The organism is Pseudomonas sp. KT_2_4, assembly GCF_041410225.1.
Lineage (GTDB): Bacteria > Pseudomonadota > Gammaproteobacteria > Pseudomonadales > Pseudomonadaceae > Aquipseudomonas > Aquipseudomonas paracarnis.
Genome location: NZ_CP166962.1, coordinates 4,061,639 through 4,077,094, shown reverse-complemented (window position 1 = coordinate 4,077,094; position 15,456 = coordinate 4,061,639). Strand labels below are relative to the sequence as shown.

General features: G+C 61.8%; 12 protein-coding genes and 1 pseudogene. 8 read left to right on the top strand and 5 right to left on the bottom strand.

Going from position 1 to position 15,456, the window contains the following annotated elements; translation table 11 throughout:
• Positions 1-65: 65 nt before the first annotated feature.
• Entirely contained in the window at positions 66-917 is an 852-nt protein-coding gene (locus tag AB9N64_RS18800; protein ID WP_005783745.1) for a LysR family transcriptional regulator, read from the bottom strand.
• Positions 918-1,024: 107 nt separating this feature from the next.
• Between AB9N64_RS18800 and AB9N64_RS18795 the strand changes: the two genes are divergently transcribed.
• Both AB9N64_RS18795 and AB9N64_RS18790 read left to right on the top strand, forming a co-directional pair.
• Positions 1,025-1,486, top strand: coding sequence for a nucleoside deaminase (locus AB9N64_RS18795; protein ID WP_014716437.1), 462 nt, complete (start codon positions 1,025-1,027; stop codon positions 1,484-1,486).
• Positions 1,473-2,660, top strand: coding sequence for a CynX/NimT family MFS transporter (locus AB9N64_RS18790; protein ID WP_014716436.1), 1,188 nt, complete (start codon positions 1,473-1,475; stop codon positions 2,658-2,660). The genes AB9N64_RS18795 and AB9N64_RS18790 overlap by 14 nt, the downstream gene beginning before the upstream one ends.
• On the opposite strand, the gene AB9N64_RS18785 is transcribed toward AB9N64_RS18790, so the two are convergent.
• Positions 2,631-4,946, bottom strand: a complete 2,316-nt coding sequence (locus AB9N64_RS18785) for a TonB-dependent receptor (RefSeq protein WP_019819889.1) — start codon at positions 4,944-4,946, stop codon at positions 2,631-2,633. The two genes, AB9N64_RS18790 and AB9N64_RS18785, sit on opposite strands and share 30 nt — an antisense overlap.
• Before the next feature lie 155 nt (positions 4,947-5,101).
• Between AB9N64_RS18785 and AB9N64_RS18780 the strand changes: the two genes are divergently transcribed.
• The 3 genes from AB9N64_RS18780 to AB9N64_RS18770 all read left to right on the top strand — a co-directional run bounded on the left by AB9N64_RS18780 (position 5,102) and on the right by AB9N64_RS18770 (position 8,463).
• Positions 5,102-6,046, top strand: coding sequence for a LysR family transcriptional regulator (locus AB9N64_RS18780; RefSeq protein WP_014716434.1), 945 nt, complete (start codon positions 5,102-5,104; stop codon positions 6,044-6,046).
• A 105-nt stretch (positions 6,047-6,151) separates the two neighbouring features.
• Complete coding sequence (locus AB9N64_RS18775) at positions 6,152-6,613, top strand: HIT family protein (RefSeq protein ID WP_014716433.1); 462 nt, start codon at positions 6,152-6,154, stop codon at positions 6,611-6,613.
• Between the two features lie 242 nt (positions 6,614-6,855).
• Positions 6,856-8,463 carry an alkaline phosphatase family protein gene (locus AB9N64_RS18770; RefSeq protein ID WP_371359602.1) on the top strand — a complete coding sequence of 536 codons (1,608 nt, stop codon included), beginning with the start codon at positions 6,856-6,858 and terminating at the stop codon, positions 8,461-8,463.
• A 126-nt stretch (positions 8,464-8,589) separates the two neighbouring features.
• Here AB9N64_RS18770 and AB9N64_RS18765 read toward each other — a convergent pair whose 3' ends face one another.
• The gene (locus tag AB9N64_RS18765; protein WP_019819893.1) at positions 8,590-9,495 is read right to left on the bottom strand and encodes a TauD/TfdA family dioxygenase; all 906 of its coding nucleotides are present in this window, start codon (positions 9,493-9,495) and stop codon (positions 8,590-8,592) included.
• A gap of 184 nt (positions 9,496-9,679) precedes the next feature.
• On the opposite strand from AB9N64_RS18765, the gene AB9N64_RS18760 reads away from it, so the two are divergent.
• The gene (locus AB9N64_RS18760; RefSeq protein WP_019819896.1) at positions 9,680-10,600 is read left to right on the top strand and encodes a LysR family transcriptional regulator; all 921 of its coding nucleotides are present in this window, start codon (positions 9,680-9,682) and stop codon (positions 10,598-10,600) included.
• Between the two features lie 104 nt (positions 10,601-10,704).
• Here the strand turns inward: AB9N64_RS18760 and AB9N64_RS18755 are convergent, their stop codons facing one another.
• Positions 10,705-11,706, bottom strand: coding sequence for an ABC transporter substrate-binding protein (locus tag AB9N64_RS18755; RefSeq protein ID WP_019819897.1), 1,002 nt, complete (start codon positions 11,704-11,706; stop codon positions 10,705-10,707).
• Between the two features lie 279 nt (positions 11,707-11,985).
• Here AB9N64_RS18755 and AB9N64_RS18750 point away from each other — a divergent pair, with 279 nt between their 5' ends.
• Positions 11,986-13,584: an ABC transporter permease gene (locus AB9N64_RS18750; protein WP_019819899.1), complete on the top strand. Its 1,599-nt coding sequence runs from the start codon at positions 11,986-11,988 to the stop codon at positions 13,582-13,584.
• Positions 13,581-14,391: pseudogene (locus AB9N64_RS18745) on the top strand (ABC transporter ATP-binding protein). Before AB9N64_RS18750 ends, AB9N64_RS18745 begins: the two are co-directional and overlap by 4 nt.
• Here AB9N64_RS18745 and AB9N64_RS18740 read toward each other — a convergent pair.
• Entirely contained in the window at positions 14,378-15,448 is a 1,071-nt protein-coding gene (locus tag AB9N64_RS18740; RefSeq protein ID WP_073453945.1) for a fatty acid desaturase, read from the bottom strand. The pseudogene AB9N64_RS18745 and the gene AB9N64_RS18740 overlap by 14 nt on opposite strands.
• Between the last annotated feature and the right edge of the window lie 8 nt (positions 15,449-15,456).

The following is a 15,456-nucleotide window of genomic DNA, read 5'->3' as shown; positions in this document are numbered from 1 at the left end:
CTGGCTTCAAGCCGTTGTCTTTCAATGCCTTAAAGGCATACAAAATATTCGGCAAAGGTATGGGCTCAGTGCGGGTTTCCACTGCACAAGGCCAGCAATTCACCCAGCAAACTCTGGCCCGCTGCGCCCAGACCACTGCGGCCATACAGGGCCAATCGCACGCCATGAACAGGCGGCAAGCCACTCTCTGGGCCGAGTATGCGATGGCCCGGTTGCAATACCCGTTCGGGCAATAAACTGATGCCCAAGCCTGCCGCCACCGCCGAACAAACGCTGGCCAGGCTGGCGCTGGAATAGCCGATGCGCCAACGCCAGCCGGCCCGTTCCAGATGGTGCAGCATGTCGTTGCGATACAGGCCGCCTACGGGGAAAGCCACCAGCGGCAGCGGGTCGCGGCCCAGGGCCGGAGTGCTCAGGCTGTCGACCCAGTACAAGGGCTCCGGCCACGACGCCACACAGTCGTCGCTGTCGCCCATCTGCTTGACCAGCAACACATCGAACTCACCGCCCCGGTACTGGCGCTGCAATTCAGGGCCCAGCCCGCTGGTGACTTCCAGTCGCACCCGTGGATAAGCCACGACAAATGCCGAAAGCAGCGGCATCAGGCGCTCGGCGGCAAAGTCCTCCGGCACGCCGAGGCGCAACACGCCGTCGCTTTGCTGGTTGATCAGCACATCGGCGGCTTCTTCGTGCAGCGCGAGGATGCGGCGCGCATACGCGAGCAGGCGCTCACCCTCGGCGGTGGCCACTACCCGGCGCTGGTCGCGGTCGAGTAACTGACACGCCACTGCGTCTTCCAGGCGGCGGATTTGTTGGCTGACGGTGGACTGGGTCAAGTGCAGTCGCTCGGCGGCGCGGGTGAAATTGCCGCAGTCCACCACGGCGACAAAGCTGCGCAACAACACGGGATCGAACAACGTCATCACCATTGTGTTTGCCACTGATTGGCATGTTTATATTTAATTTCAGAATACCTTGCTGGCTGCCCATACTTCACACCTTTCATCGCATCCGGGGGCCATGTATGACCAACGATCAAGCACACCTGCAACGCGCTATTGCCTTGGCCCGTGCCAACGTCACCCAAGGCGGCCGCCCCTTCGGCGCGGTGCTGACGCGCAACAATGAGGTGCTGGTGGAAGCCGTGAATGAGATCCACCTGACCCAGGACCCCACCGCCCACGCTGAGCTGCTGGCGATCCGCGCAGCGAGCCGACAACTGGGTGCGCGCCTGGTGGGGTGCGTGATCTATGCCAGCGGACAGCCTTGCCCAATGTGCTTGAGCGCCCTGTACCTGTGCGGTGTAGAACGCGTAGTGTTTGCCGCCAGCAACGAAACAGCCGAGCCATTCGGCCTGTCGACGGCAGCCATCAGCCAGCAGGTTGGCTTGCCCATCGACGCGCAACGCCTGCCCATTCAGCACCTGCCCGATGCCGCAATGACTGCGCTGTATCACCAGTGGAAAACCCTGCATGACCCTGAATAAATCCCTCGCCGGCTGGGGCCTGCTGGTGGTGCTCGGCCTGAACCTGCGCCCCATCCTCAGTTCCATCAGCCCGCTGCTCGGCGAGATTCGCCAGGCCACCGGCCTGAGCTTTCAGAGCAGCGCCCTGCTCACCAGCCTGCCGGTGATCTGCATGGGGTTGGTGGCACTGGTGGGCGTGCGCGTGGAGGCGCGCTTGGGCGAGCGTCGCGGCATCGCCCTGGGCTTGTTGATGATTTTGCTGGCGTGCCTGGCGCGCTGGCTGATGGGCCAGGCTTCGGCACTGCTGGTTACCGCGCTGCTCGGCGGTGCGGGCGTGGCGCTGATCCAGGCGCTGGTGCCGGCGATGATCAAGCGCGAATTCCGTCACCGCGTGCCGGTGGCGATGGGCGTGTATTCGGCCTCGCTGATGGCCGGTGGCGGCCTGGCGGCGCTGCTCAGTCCGGTGGTGGCCACGCATTTCCAGCAATGGCAAGCAGGCCTGGGTGTGTGGCTCTTGCCGGCGCTGGGGGCGTTGTTGCTGTGGGCCTGGCTGCCGCTGGGCGCGGCGCGAAACCCACAGCAGGCGCCTGCGTTCAAAGGGTTGCGTAACCGCCGCGCCTGGCTGCTGGCGCTGTATTTCGGCCTGGTCAACTGCGGCTACATGAGCATGGTCGCGTGGCTGCCCGCCTACTATCAGCAACTGGGTTGGGGCGTGCTGCCCAGCGGGTCATTGCTGGCGTTCATGACGATTTTTCAGGTGACGGCCGCTCTGTTGATGCCAGTGCTGGCGCAACGCGGTATCGACCGCCGCCCATTGCTCAGCATCAGCCTGCTGGCGCAAACCATCGGCTACCTGGGCCTGATCATTGCGCCGCAGGAATATCCCCACCTGTGGGTGGCCTTGTGCGGCTTCGGGTTAGGGGCGTGCTTTGCCCTGAGCTTGCTGCTGACCCTCGACCACCATCGCGACCCACGCCAAGCCGGGCAACTGGCGGCGTTCGTGCAAGGCGTGGGCTTTTTGATCAATGCGATTTCGCCGTGGCTGACCGGCTGGCTGCGCGAGCTTACCGGCAACTTTGTCAGTGCCTGGGTGGTGCTGACGGTGACGGTGGTGGCGATGCTGCTGGTGACGCGGGTGTTCAGCCCGGCCACCTATCGCACCGACCTAGAAGTCGTAGCGCCCAGTCACGCCTAGGGTGCGCGGCGTGCCCAACAGGCCCTCGTAACCGCCGTTACCACCGGTCCACAGGGTGGTGTAGTAGGTTTTGTCGAAGGCGTTTTTCAGCCACAGCGACACATCCCACTGCCCTTGGTCATAGTCGCCGCGCAAACCGGTAGACAGGTTGACCACCGCATACGCCGGGATCTGCCCGTAGTCGGAATCTTCCACCGTGCCCACCGCCTTGGAACGGAACGCGTAACTGGCGGTGACATAGGGTTCGAAGCCGTTCGCCAGGTTCCACTTGTACTCGCCGTTGGCGTTGGCGATCCACTTGGAGGCGCCCACTACCTGATGGCCGCTCAGGTCGCAGGATGCCGGCGCACCGGGACGCAGGCTGGTTTCCGGCGGGCACGGCGCGTCCTTGTAAGACAGGTACGTCACGTCATTGAAGGAGCCGTTGATGTTCAGGGTCAGGCCCTTGATCGGCACCAGGGTGCTTTCGACTTCCACGCCCCGCGAGCGTACCGAGCCGGCGTTGGTCAGGTACTGCACGCGGTTGTCCTGGTCGTAGGCGTTAGTCTGGTAGCCGTTGACCTGGGTCCAGAACAGGTTGGCATTGAGCTGCAGGCGGCGGTCCCACAGCGTGCTCTTGAAGCCTAGCTCGGCGTTGTTGGCGCGCTCGGTGCCGATCAGCAACGAGTCGGCTCCGGCCGTCGGCGCAGACCCCACCGCCAGGTTCACACCGCCGGACTTCTCGCCGTGGGACAGCGTCGCGTAGCCCAGCAGGTTTTCATTGAAGTGATAACTGAGGTTGAGCAGCCCCGACGGCGTGGCGCTGTATTGCGACAGGTCGCCCGAGTCATAGGCCCCGGTACGCCCGCGCCGCGCCGTGGCAGCAGCCCCGCTGACCGCCGCGCCACCGACGGGCGCATTGCGCGTGACCCAGGCGCTTTTCTCTTCGTAGGTGCCACGCAGGCCGGCGGTGAAATCCAGGCGTTCGGTCAGGTGCCAGGTGCCTTGGGCGAACAGCGCGAAGCTGTCGGTGCGGATATGCCCGTTGCCCACACTGCTCACGTTGCTCAACGCACCGGCAGGTGTGCCGTTCCAGATATCGGCCTTGGGCCCGTAGTATGCAAAGGATTTGTTATCCAGGTCGGAGCCGAAGTAGTAGGCGCCCAGCACGTAATCGAAGAAACCACCGCTGGGCGACGCCAGGCGAAATTCCTGGGACCACTGCTTATCTTCCACCGAAACCCCGGCGTTATACGACGCCGGTACGTTGAGGCCGTCATCGTTGCGCGGGGTGAAATTCCACCAGCGGTAAGCACTCACCGAGGTCAGGGTGAAGTCGCTGGGCAGCGTCCAATTGGCTTCCAGCGACGTACCGCCCTGGAACACCGTGACGTGCTGGTCGTTGTCGAGGTTGACCTTGCGATGGGTGCCGTCCACCAAAGTTGCGCCCGCCGCGTTGGCCCGGGATTGATACAGGTTGGTGCCATTGATGGTCGGGCCGGTGCTGTACAGCACGCGGGTGCCGGCGCTGGAGTCTTCTTCGTTGTAGTCGCCGATCCAGCGCAGGTTGAAGGCCTCGCTGGGTTTGTACAGCAGTTGCCCGCGAAAGCCCTGGCGGGAGCCGCCGTTCAGATCATGGCCGTCATGTTCATTCTCGATATCGCCGTCGCTGCGCGTGCGATAGGCCGAGAAACGCCCTGCCAAGTCCTCGGTGAGCGGGCCGGAAATCGTGCCCTTGGTCTGGAAATAACCGTCCTCGCCCAAGGAGGTTTCGATGCTGCGCTCGGGAGTAAAACTCGGCGCGCGCGTACTGATATTGATCACGCCAGCCGTGGTGTTCTTGCCGAACAACGTGCCCTGGGGGCCGCGCAAAACCTCAAGCTGCTCAATGTCCATCAGGTCGAACACCGCCATACCCGGGCGCCCGAGGTAGACGTTGTCGATATACAGCCCCACGCTGCCTTCCAGGCCATCGCTGGCCGGGTTGTTGCCCAGGCCGCGGATCGACACGCTGGACTGGCGCGCATGCATATAGGCGACGTTGACGCTGGGCACCAGTTGCTGCAAATCCTGGATGCGGTACACCCGCTGGGTTTCCAGGGCCTGGCCGCCGAGCACGCTCATGGGCGTCGGCACGGCCTGGGCACTTTCGGTACGCCGCCGGGCAGTGACCGTGACAGTTTCCAGTTGGCCACTGGCGCTTTCGCCCTTGCCGGCAGGCGTGGGTGTTTCAGCGGCCTGGGCCGGCGACCAACTGCTGCTACCGGCCACTAGAACAGCCAGGGGCAAGGACTTGAACAGACTCATAAGCGGCTCCAAAACCCCGGAATACTCGTCGCCTTATATTCCTAAAGGTTATTTATTTATGTTTTTACGAACATTTACTGCATAAGAGATAGCCTTTATAAGGAGTCGACCTAATGCATAGCCAATGCATTTCCCGGATATTTTTGATGTGAAAAATGCATATCGACCTGCGCCAGCTTCGCCACTTCATCGCCCTCGCCGAACAACGCAGTTTCGTCGCGGCAGCAGCAGCGGTGAACCTGTCGCAGTCGGCGTTCAGCCGCAGCATCCAGGCCTTGGAACACAGTGCCGGCTGCCAACTGGTGGACCGTGGCCGCAAAGACCTGGCGCCCACCAAGCAAGGCCAGGTAATGCTCGAACATGCACGGCGCCTGGTTAGCGGCGCACAACAACTGGCCAACGAAATCAGCCAGTTCAACGGACTGGAAGCCGGTGAACTGCGTTTCGGTTGCGGCCCCGCGCCGGCAGCTGGGTTAGTCCCACGTGCCATCGGCAGTTTTATCGGGCGCTACCCCAAGGCCCGCGTGCAGTTCCAGGTGGACGACTGGCAAAGCCTGGGCAAGCGCCTGCTCAGCGAAGAGTTCGAATTCTTCGTCGCCGACACCCGCCACTTCGAAGCCAACCCCGACTACCACACCCACCGCCTGCGCCCGCGCCGTTGGCACTTCTGCTGCCGCGCCGGGCATCCCCTGGCCGCACGCAACAGCGTCAGCGCCGCCGAGCTGATGAGCTACCCGCTGGCAGTGACCATCCGCCCGCCGAACCTGCGCAAAGTCATCGTCGACCTCAGCGGCCGGCCGGATTACCAGCCCAATGTGGAATGCGAAAACGGCTACAGCCTCATGGGCGTGGTATTGCGCTCGGACGCCATCGGCATCGTCAGCGCCAACAGCGACGTGCTGCACATGGCGCGGGGCGAACTGGTGTGTTTGCAGATTGAGGGGTTGGACGAAAACCTGGAGGAGCGCTACACCCGCTACGGGATCGTCAGCCGCGCAGGGTATCGGTTGTCGCCGCTGGCGCAGGCGATGATTGAGCAGATCAAGGAGATTGATGAGAGGGACGAGGATGCTTATGCGTTGGAAAATATTGCGGTCTGACTAAGCAGTGAACAGCGGCCCGCAACGTCAGTGAAGTCATCGTTAGATAACAAAGATCACATACAAGAGGGTCTACCTTTTGACTCGCACGAGGAAGCGCATTTGATGGACTGTATTTTTTGCAGTATTGCCCGCCGTACTGCACCCAGCCACCTCCTATGGGAAGACCAGACCCACATGGCCTTTCTCTCCATATTTCCCAACACCCCGGGGTTCAGTGTCGTTATCCCCAAAACCCATCACGGCAGCTATGCGTTTGCCGAACCGGACGCCGTGCTGTGTGACTTGGTCATCGCAGCCAAAAAGACGGCGAAGCTTTTGGACAAAGCACTAAAAGGTGTGGCTAGAACGGGCATGATTCTGGAGGGTTATGGCGTCGATCATCTGCACGCCAAATTATTCCCGATGCACGGGACCGGGGAAGATAGCGCCTTCAAAAAAATCAGTTCGACCCAGGACAAATATTTTGAGCGTTATGAAGGCTATGTCTCCTCCCATGACGCGGCCAGGGCAGATGATAAAGCGCTGGCAGGACTGGCCGCTCACATCAGGTCCTTCGCCTGGTAAGCCTGCTCCCACCATTTGATCGCGGGGTGCCAGGTAGATATGGGTCTGCTGTCAGGCCGTCATCGCAGGCAAGCCAGCTCCCACAGGGGAATGCATTTCAACTGTGGGAGCTGGCTTGCCTGCGATGACGCCAGCAGCCACACCCATGCACTCAATGCATAGAACCCAGTCCCCAAATGCACTTGCCAGAGCGCCCCTCGAACGGCGAAAAAACCCACCTGTCCTCCGTTCGGTAAATTCCTATGTCTGAACCAAAACCCGTGCGCAACGTGCTCTACATCATGTGCGACCAACTGCGCCGCGACTACCTGTCCTGCTACGGCCATGCCCATTTGCACACCCCGAATATCGACCGCCTGGCCGCCGCCGGCGTGCGTTTCAGTCGGGCCTATACACAAGGCACCATCTGCGGCCCGTCGCGCATGTCGGCCTACACCGGGCGCTATGTCAGCAGCCATCAGGTGGCGTGGAATGCAGTGCCGCTGCCGCTCGAGGAACTGACAATCGGCGACTACCTGCGCCCCCACGGCATCCGCACCGCACTGGTGGGCAAGACCCACGCCACGCCGAACCTTGAGGCCTTGCAGCGCCTGCAGATAGACCCCGACAGTGCCCAGGCCGAGCCACTCAATGAGGTCGGTTTCGATGCGTATCTGCGTCACGACGGCATCTACCCCGACAGCCCGCTGTTCGAGGATAAGCGCGAGTCCGCGCCCTACACCCAATACTTGCGTGATCACGGCTACCACGGCAGCAACCCTTGGCACGAATGGGCCAACGCCGCCGAAGGTGAGAACGGCGAAGTGCTCAGCGGCTGGCATATGCGCAACGCCGGCAAGCCTGCAAGGGTGGCCGAGGAGCATTCGGAAACCGTCTACACCACCGACCGCGCCATCGACTTTATCCGCGAGCAGGCCGAACAACCTTGGTGCCTGCACCTGTCGTATATCAAGCCGCACTGGCCCTACATCGCGCCGGCGCCGTATCACGCGCTGTACGGTACCGAGCATGTGCAGGCGCCGATTCAACCTGAGCACACCAGCGATCACCCGGTGTACCAGGCATTTCGCCAACACCAGGAGAGCCAGAATTTTTCCCGTGACGAGGTGCGCCTCACGGTGATTCCGACCTACATGGGCCTGATCAAACAGATCGACGATCAACTCGGGCGGCTGTTTGATTTTCTGCAAAGCACTGGCCGTTGGGATGACACGCTGATCGTGTTCACCAGCGACCACGGCGACTTCCTCGGCGATCACTTCCTTGGCGAAAAAGAGTTTTTGCTGGAGCCTGCGGTGGGCATTCCGTTGATCGTGCGCGACCCGCGTGCCAGCGCCGATGTCAGCCGCGGCACTGTAGACGAGCGCCTGGTGGAAACCATCGACGCCCTGCCCACCTTCCTCGACGCCTTGGGCTTGCCCGCCGCCGACCATCGCCTGGAAGGCCGCTCATTGATTCCATTGCTGCAGGGCGCACAACCCAACTGGCGCCGCTATGCCATTGCCGAATACGACTACGCCTTCCAGGCCCCGGCTCGTGAGCGCCTGGAGCAACCCATCGACCGTTGCCGCATGACCATGGTGCGCAGCGAGCGCTGGAAGTACCTGGCCTACGACGGCTTTCGCCCGCAACTGTTCGACCTGGAAAACGACCCGCAAGAACTGCACGACCTGGGCAGCGATCCCGCCTATGCCGAGGTACGCGAGACGCACCTGGGTTATCTGTTCGACTGGCTGCGCGGGTTGAAGCGGCGCACCACCATCAGCCACACGGAGGTTGAGGTGCGCGGGCAATGGTTTCGTTATGGTGAGCCAGAGGCAGAGAAAGTGGTGAAGATCGGAGTCTGGTAAACACCACGAATCCAAATGTGGGAGCGGGCTTGCTCGCGAATGCAGTGGGTCAGTTGATGAATACGTCGACTGACACTGCGCATTCGCGGGCAAGCCCGCTCCCACATTTTTTAATCTTCACTCAGATTAAAGACCTTTAGTGGTTTTGCTTGATTGCCCCTGCACCCCCACCGGCACATCCCCCTTGAGCGTAACCCGGCGCACGATGCGCTCCTGGGTGCCGTAGTCGTCCACCGCGTAATGCTGGGTGGCGCGGTTATCCCAGATCGCCACGTCACCGGTGTTCCAGCGCCAGCGCACGGTGTTTTCCAGGCGGGTGACGTGGCCTTGCAGCAGGTTGAACAGCTGCGCCGACTCTGCCTGGGAGTAGCCTTTCAGGCGTTTGACGAAGTGCCCCAACAGCAGGGTTTTCTCACCGCTGACCGGGTGCACGCGCACCACCGGGTGTTCGGTTTCATACACTGTGGAGGTGAAGACCTTGCGGTATTCCTCCAGCTTCTCCACCGCCACATCCGGCTTGCGTGCGGCGTAGTCGTATTCGTTGCTGTGCACCGCCCAGAGGTGGTCAGCCAATGCGCGCAGCTCCACGCTGAGGTCGTTGTAGGCAGCGGCTGTGTTGGCCCATACGGTATCGCCGCCGGAAGCAGGCGCCAGCACCGAACGCAGGATCGAGGCCTTAGGGTAGGCATCCACAAAGGTCACGTCGGTGTGCCAGGAATTGGCGCGCTGGCCACGGGTGCCATCCAACTCCATCAAGAACCGCGTGCCGTCCCGCACCGGCACCGTCGGGTGGGCAATCGGCTCGCCGAGCAGGTGAGCAAAGGCTTCCTGGCTCTGGTCATCGAGGTGGGTCTGCTCGCGAAAGAAAATCACCTTGTACTGCACCAGCGCCTGCTGGATGGCCTCGACGGTGGCGGCATCCAGCTCACCGGACAATTTGATGCCACGGATTTCGGCGCCGATCCGCCCGGCTACCGGGTGAATATCGAGTGGTTGGGCGACGGATTGAACGGCTAATGCGGCGTTGCTCATTATGATGACCCTCATGTGCCTGCGAAACGGTGGGGGGACGCTTCCAGCAACGCTCTATCCATATGCAATTTAGGTCTAGCAAATGAATGAATGCTTCGTTGACGGAATAAGAGCTTGCATTTAAAACCTCAGCTTGCTCGGTCGCAAATGCCTTCGACCTATTTTTAAAATGCCGGGAAAGCATATGGATCTTCGCCAACTGCGCTACTTCATCGCCCTCAACGAACACCGCAGTTTCGTGCGTGCCGCGGACGCCATGGGCATCACCCAACCAGCGTTCAGCCGCAGCATCCAGGGGCTGGAACAGGAGTTTGGTTGCGTGTTGGTAGACCGTGGCCACAAGGACTTGCGCCCCACGCCGGAAGGCCAGGTGGTGTTGCAGCACGCCCTGAGCCTGGTGCATGGCGCAGCGCTGCTGAGCAGTGAAGTAACGCGCATGACCAAGCTCGACGCCGGCGACCTGCGCTTCGGCTGCGGCCCGGCGCCCGCGGTGAAACTGGTGCCGGATGCGGTGGCGCGGTTTATCAACGCCCACCCGAAAATCCGCACCACGTTTCAGGTGGATAACTGGGAAACCCTCAGCCGCCGCCTGAGCCGTGAAGAGATCGAATTTTTTATCGCTGACATCCGTCAGTTCGAGGCCGACCCGAATTTCCAGACCCGCGCACTCACCCCCAAACGCGGGGTGTTTTTCTGCCGACCCGGCCACCCTTTGCTGGCCAAGGACAGCCTGTCCACCAACGATATGTTCGACTACCCGCTGGCGGCGCCGCTGATCTCCCAAGGCATTCGCAAACTGCTGGCGAACCTGAGTGGGCGTATGGATTTTTCACCCAGTATTCAGACCGAGCACTTCCCGGCACTGGTGAGCATCGTGCTGCAAACCAATGCCATCGGCGTCGGCACTGAAGAAGCCTTTGCCGAGGACATCGCCAAGGGGGCGCTGGTGCTGCTGCACTGGCGCAACTTGCCGCAGCACATGGACACCCTGAGCGCACGCTGCGGGATCGTCAGCCGCACGGGGTCGCGGTTGTCGCCGGCGGCGAAGGCGATGATCGAGACCTTGGTGGAGGTGGATAGCCAGCAGGTCAGTGTGGCGGTTTGAAGGGCCCCATCGCAGGCAAGCCCGCTCCCACATTTGAGCGTTGAACACATTCAAGTGTGGGAGCTGGCTTGCCTGCGATAGCGATAGCCCAGGCACCGACAAGCTCAGAGCCCTGCCGCCACCAGCCCAGGCGCCACCCAATCACTCACCTGAAACGACTTGCGAATCAACTTCTCCCTGGACGCCAAGTCCACCGCTTCCTGCAATTTGCCAAGGAACACCGGGTCCAGCGTGGAGGGGAAAACTTCGCTGAGTTTCTGGTCTTTCAAATCATTGGTGAGGATCACCGGCGGGTAACTGGCCAGCCCTGACACCAGTGCGATGTACGCCTGTTTGTTGTTGTCATCGGTCAACCACTGCACCGCTTGCTGCTGGGCCTTGAGCAACGTGGCCACGGCGTCTGGGTGTTCATCGACGAATTTGGAGCTGCCCACCAGCACGGCCTGGATGCTGCCGGCATCGCCCAGGTCCTTGGTGGTCAGCGGTATTTCTGCCAAACCTTTGGCCTGCAACGCCGTCAGGGTGGACCCGCCCCAGGTGGCGTCAATCTGCTTGGCGGCCAGGGCAGCAGCGGCCGCGTTGAAGTCCAGGTTGATCACCTTAAGGTCCTTCTCGCTCAAGCCCTGGCTGGCCAATGCGCTGTCGAACGACAACTGGCTGGCCGTGCCTCGGAACACCGCCACGCGCTTGCCCTTGAGGTCTTGCAAGGTCTTGATGCCGGAGCCCGGCACCACGCCGAGGTAGTGTTTCACTCCCCGTGCAGAGGCGCTGAGCAGCCGCGTATCCAGGCCATTGGAGCGGCCGATGATCGCTGCCAGGTCGCCCAGATAGGCCAGGTCCACCTGGCCGTTGGCGAACGCTTCATTGATCACCGGACCGGCGCCCTTGAAGTAATTCCACTGGATCTTGATGCCTTGGTCGGCAAAGGCTTTTTCAAAGATCTGCTGTTCACGCAACACGTCGGTGATGCCACCGCCGCTATGCTGGCTGCCGGCACTGAGGTCGGGCACTGCGATGCGGATTTCCTTGAGGTCGGCGGCATGCACCAACCCGGCCAGGGCGGTGCCGGCGAACAGGCTGATCAGACGTTTAAAGGGCAGTTTCATAAGCGCAGCTCCTGGTGGGCGACGGTCGCCTGGGGAGCAAAAAGTAGGCATAGACTGAACAAAACTTTAAATACTATAAATTCACAATTTAATAGCATTTAGAAATATGCAAGCTAACCCGTAGCCTCCAGAGGCATATGCATAAACAGCATCGAAAATATTCTTCGAATGCATTGGATGCGTGGCGGTGTGAGGCTTTAAATGACTTTTCTTATCTCACAATCATCTTGATCACGCTTTTGTAAGATCGAAATCACATAACGCATTCGGAGGTCTTCCATGGCCCGGATTTCACTTCTGAGCCTGCCGCTGGCGGCCCCGTCTAAAGGCATCGCGCCGCGCTGGGCGCAGCTGGGCCAGCGTTTATTGCCGTGGCTGCTGCCGCTCACGCTGTTTGCCTTATGGTGGCTGGCCAGCCGCAATCATTGGATGAGCGAGCAGATTCTGCCCACCCCCGCCCTGGTGTGGAACAGCGCGGTGGAGTTGGCCGCTGGCGAGTTATGGAGCCATCTGGCGATCAGCTTGCAGCGCTTGTTCTGGGGCCTGCTGGCCGGTGTCAGTGCCGGCGCGATACTGGGCGCGTCCCTGGGTTTCAGTGCGCGCGCCGAGCGCTTGGTGTTCCCGACGTTCAGCGCGCTGGCGCAAGTGCCGACCCTCGCCTGGATCCCGCTGTTCATGGTGTTTTTCGGCATTGGCGAAACCCTCAAGCTGGTGGTGCTGGTCAAGGCCATCGTGGTGCCCGTGACCCTGCATACCCTGGTGGGCGTGCGCGACGCCCAGCCCAACCTGCGCGAAGCCGCCCGTGTACTGCGCCTGCCTGGCCACTTGCTGATCCGCCGCCTGGTCCTGCCCGCCGCACTGCCTGCGTTCATGGCCGGCGTACGCCTGGCCCTGGCCGCCGGCTGGACCTCCCTGCTGGCCGTGGAGCTGCTGGCCTCCAGCGAAGGCATCGGCTACCTGATGGTGTGGGCGCGCCAGTTGTTCATGCTCGATATCGTCTTCGTGTGCATCGTGGTCATTGGCGTGCTGGGTGTGGTGATGGACCGCGGCATCGGCTGGCTGGATCGCAAGTGGGTGCACTGGCCCCATCCGGCCACTGCGCAGATTCGACGCGGGCCACGCTACGAAGGCTGGCAGCGCTTGCAACCCTGGCTGTTGCCGCTGCTGCTATTGGCGTTATGGCAAGTAGCGACTCAGCAGGATTGGGTCGATCCAAACATTCTGATCAGCCCCTGGGCGGTGCTGCAAACCAGCGTGGCGGGCGTGCTGGATGGCAGCCTGACTACGGCGCTGGGCAAAAGCCTTGGCCGGGCCCTGGCCGGGTTGCTGCTGGGCGGTAGCCTGGGCTTTGCCATGGGCCTGTGGCTGGGGCTGTCGCGGCGCAGTGAGCGGCTACTTGGCCCCACTTTGTCCGCCCTGCGCCAGATCGCGATTTTCGCCTGGGTGCCGCTGCTCACCGCCTGGTTCGGCCTGGGTGAACTGGCCAAGTGGGTGTTTATCGCCCTCGCCGCCTTCTTCCCGTTGTTTATTGCCACCCAGCGCAGCGTGCTCAACTTGTCGCCCCAGCTGCGCGAAGCCGCGCAGGTGCTGCGCCTGAACCTCTGGCAACGCTTGCGCCGCCTGGTACTGCCGGGCGCCGCGTCGGGGATTTTCGCCGGCCTGCGCCTGAGCCTGATCTACGCCTGGATGGGCACCCTCGGCGCCGAATATTTCATGCCCTCAGATGGCGGCATCGGCAGCCTGATGATCGGCGCCCAACAGTTGCTGCGCATGGATTTGATCATGAGCGGCATGCTGCTGGTCGGCCTCACCGGCGCCGTTCTCAACCTGATCGGCCAACGCATCGAAACCCGTGCCACCCGCTGGAGACACGCATGAACGCACCGATTGTCAGCTTCAACCACGTGGGTAAGTCCTTCGACGTCGATGGCTTCGAACTGGAAGCCATCCGTGAATTCAACCTGGAGGTGGCCGAAGGGGAATTTGTTGCGATTGTCGGCTCCAGTGGATGCGGGAAATCCACACTGCTGCGCTTGCTGGTGGGCTTGGATACGCAGTTTCGCGGCGAGATCCAGGTCGATGGCAAAGCCGTCAGCGGTATCGGTGGCGAGCGCGGCATCGTGTTCCAGGAGCACCGCCTGTTCCCGTGGCTGACCGTGGCGCAAAACATCGGCCTGGGGCTGGTCAACGAGCCCCTGAGCGAGGCCGAGCGCAACCGGCGCATCAGTGACTTTATCGAGCTGGTGGGCCTCACCGACTTCACCCGCGCCTACCCCCACCAACTTTCCGGCGGCATGGCGCAACGGGTGGCGATTGCCCGCGGCCTGGTGGCCAGCCCGCGCATCCTGTTGCTGGACGAACCCTTCGGCGCCCTCGACGCGCTGACCCGCCAGCAGATGCAGGATGAACTGCTGGCGATTCGTGCCCGCGCCAGGATCACCACGGTACTGGTGACCCACGATGTGGAAGAGGCGATTTTCCTCGCCGATCGCGTGGTGGTGATGGAGCCGCGGGCGAATCAAGCAGGTCGTCGAGATCGCCCTGCCTCATCCGCGCCAGCGCAGCAGTTTTGAATTCCACCAGCTACGCGAAGAGCTGTTGCACGAATTAACCAGCGACGACCATTACAAACCGCCAGTGCGCGAACAGATCCGTGACCTGCCATTGGCGTTCATTGCTTGCTGAAAGAAAGCTCAGTGCGCGGGTGTTCCTGGGGCTCCAGGCGATTGGCTCGCGCAAACGTGCCCAAATCATTGAAGCGCACCCCCATCTCGGCCATGACCTTGTGCGCCACCTTGGCGGTCATCTGGCGGATGTAGAACGGTTCTTTCACCACAAAGTGATGGATGCCGTGGGTGCTGCCGAAGTTGAAGCAGAACGCCTGCAACGGCCACAGCCACCAAGGGTTCAGCACTTGGGTTTGCTGAATCACATTGCCCAGTTCCACATCGCCGTAGTAATGCATGTTGGAGCTGACAAAGTGCAGGCAGAAGGTGCGCAACACGTTCGGGCCGATGATCACCACCGCAGCGATATCGATCACCTGCATCACCTGCAAGGTACCGGCTGACCACTGAATGGGCGCGCCCATCAAACTGGCAATGCCATTGGCGGCATGAAAGCCCAGGAAGACGTACCACGCGCCCCAATGCAGCAAGGCCAGCGGTGCGTACACCAGCAGCACGCGCTTGAGGATACTGAACCTGTGCGGCCAAGTCTTGGCGCGCAACAGACGGATCAAGGCCGACATCATGTTGTCCCCCACCATCAGCAACCGCGCGATGCCCCAGGGTTCGCCATTGGTGATCGCGCGCTCTTCCATGTCGGCCTCGGTGCCCGAGACCTTGTGATGGTTGAGGTGCAAGTGCCGGCGTATCCATGGGTTGATGGTGCTTGGCCGTGCGAGCCATACCAGGCCCATCATCAGGTTGTGGGGCACGCGTTGCTTGCGAAAGTACATGCTGTGGATCAGGTCGTGTTCCAACTCATGGGTGAGCGAGGCGAAGAAGGCATTGAGCAGCAGACACACCCACCAGGCCATATGACCGCTGATATAAAGCGCTGCCGAGCCGAGCATGCCCAGCAGGGCAAAGGCCAGGATGCCCGCGCCCAGCGCGTCCTGATGCAACAACCAGGGGTGCCGCTGGCGCAAGCGCACGCCTTCGGCCATCACGACCTCGCGGATATGCGCCGAACGCTGTTGCGCGTTCAACGGCTGGGGGCTTGCAGAAGTACCGTCCATGCTTCCAT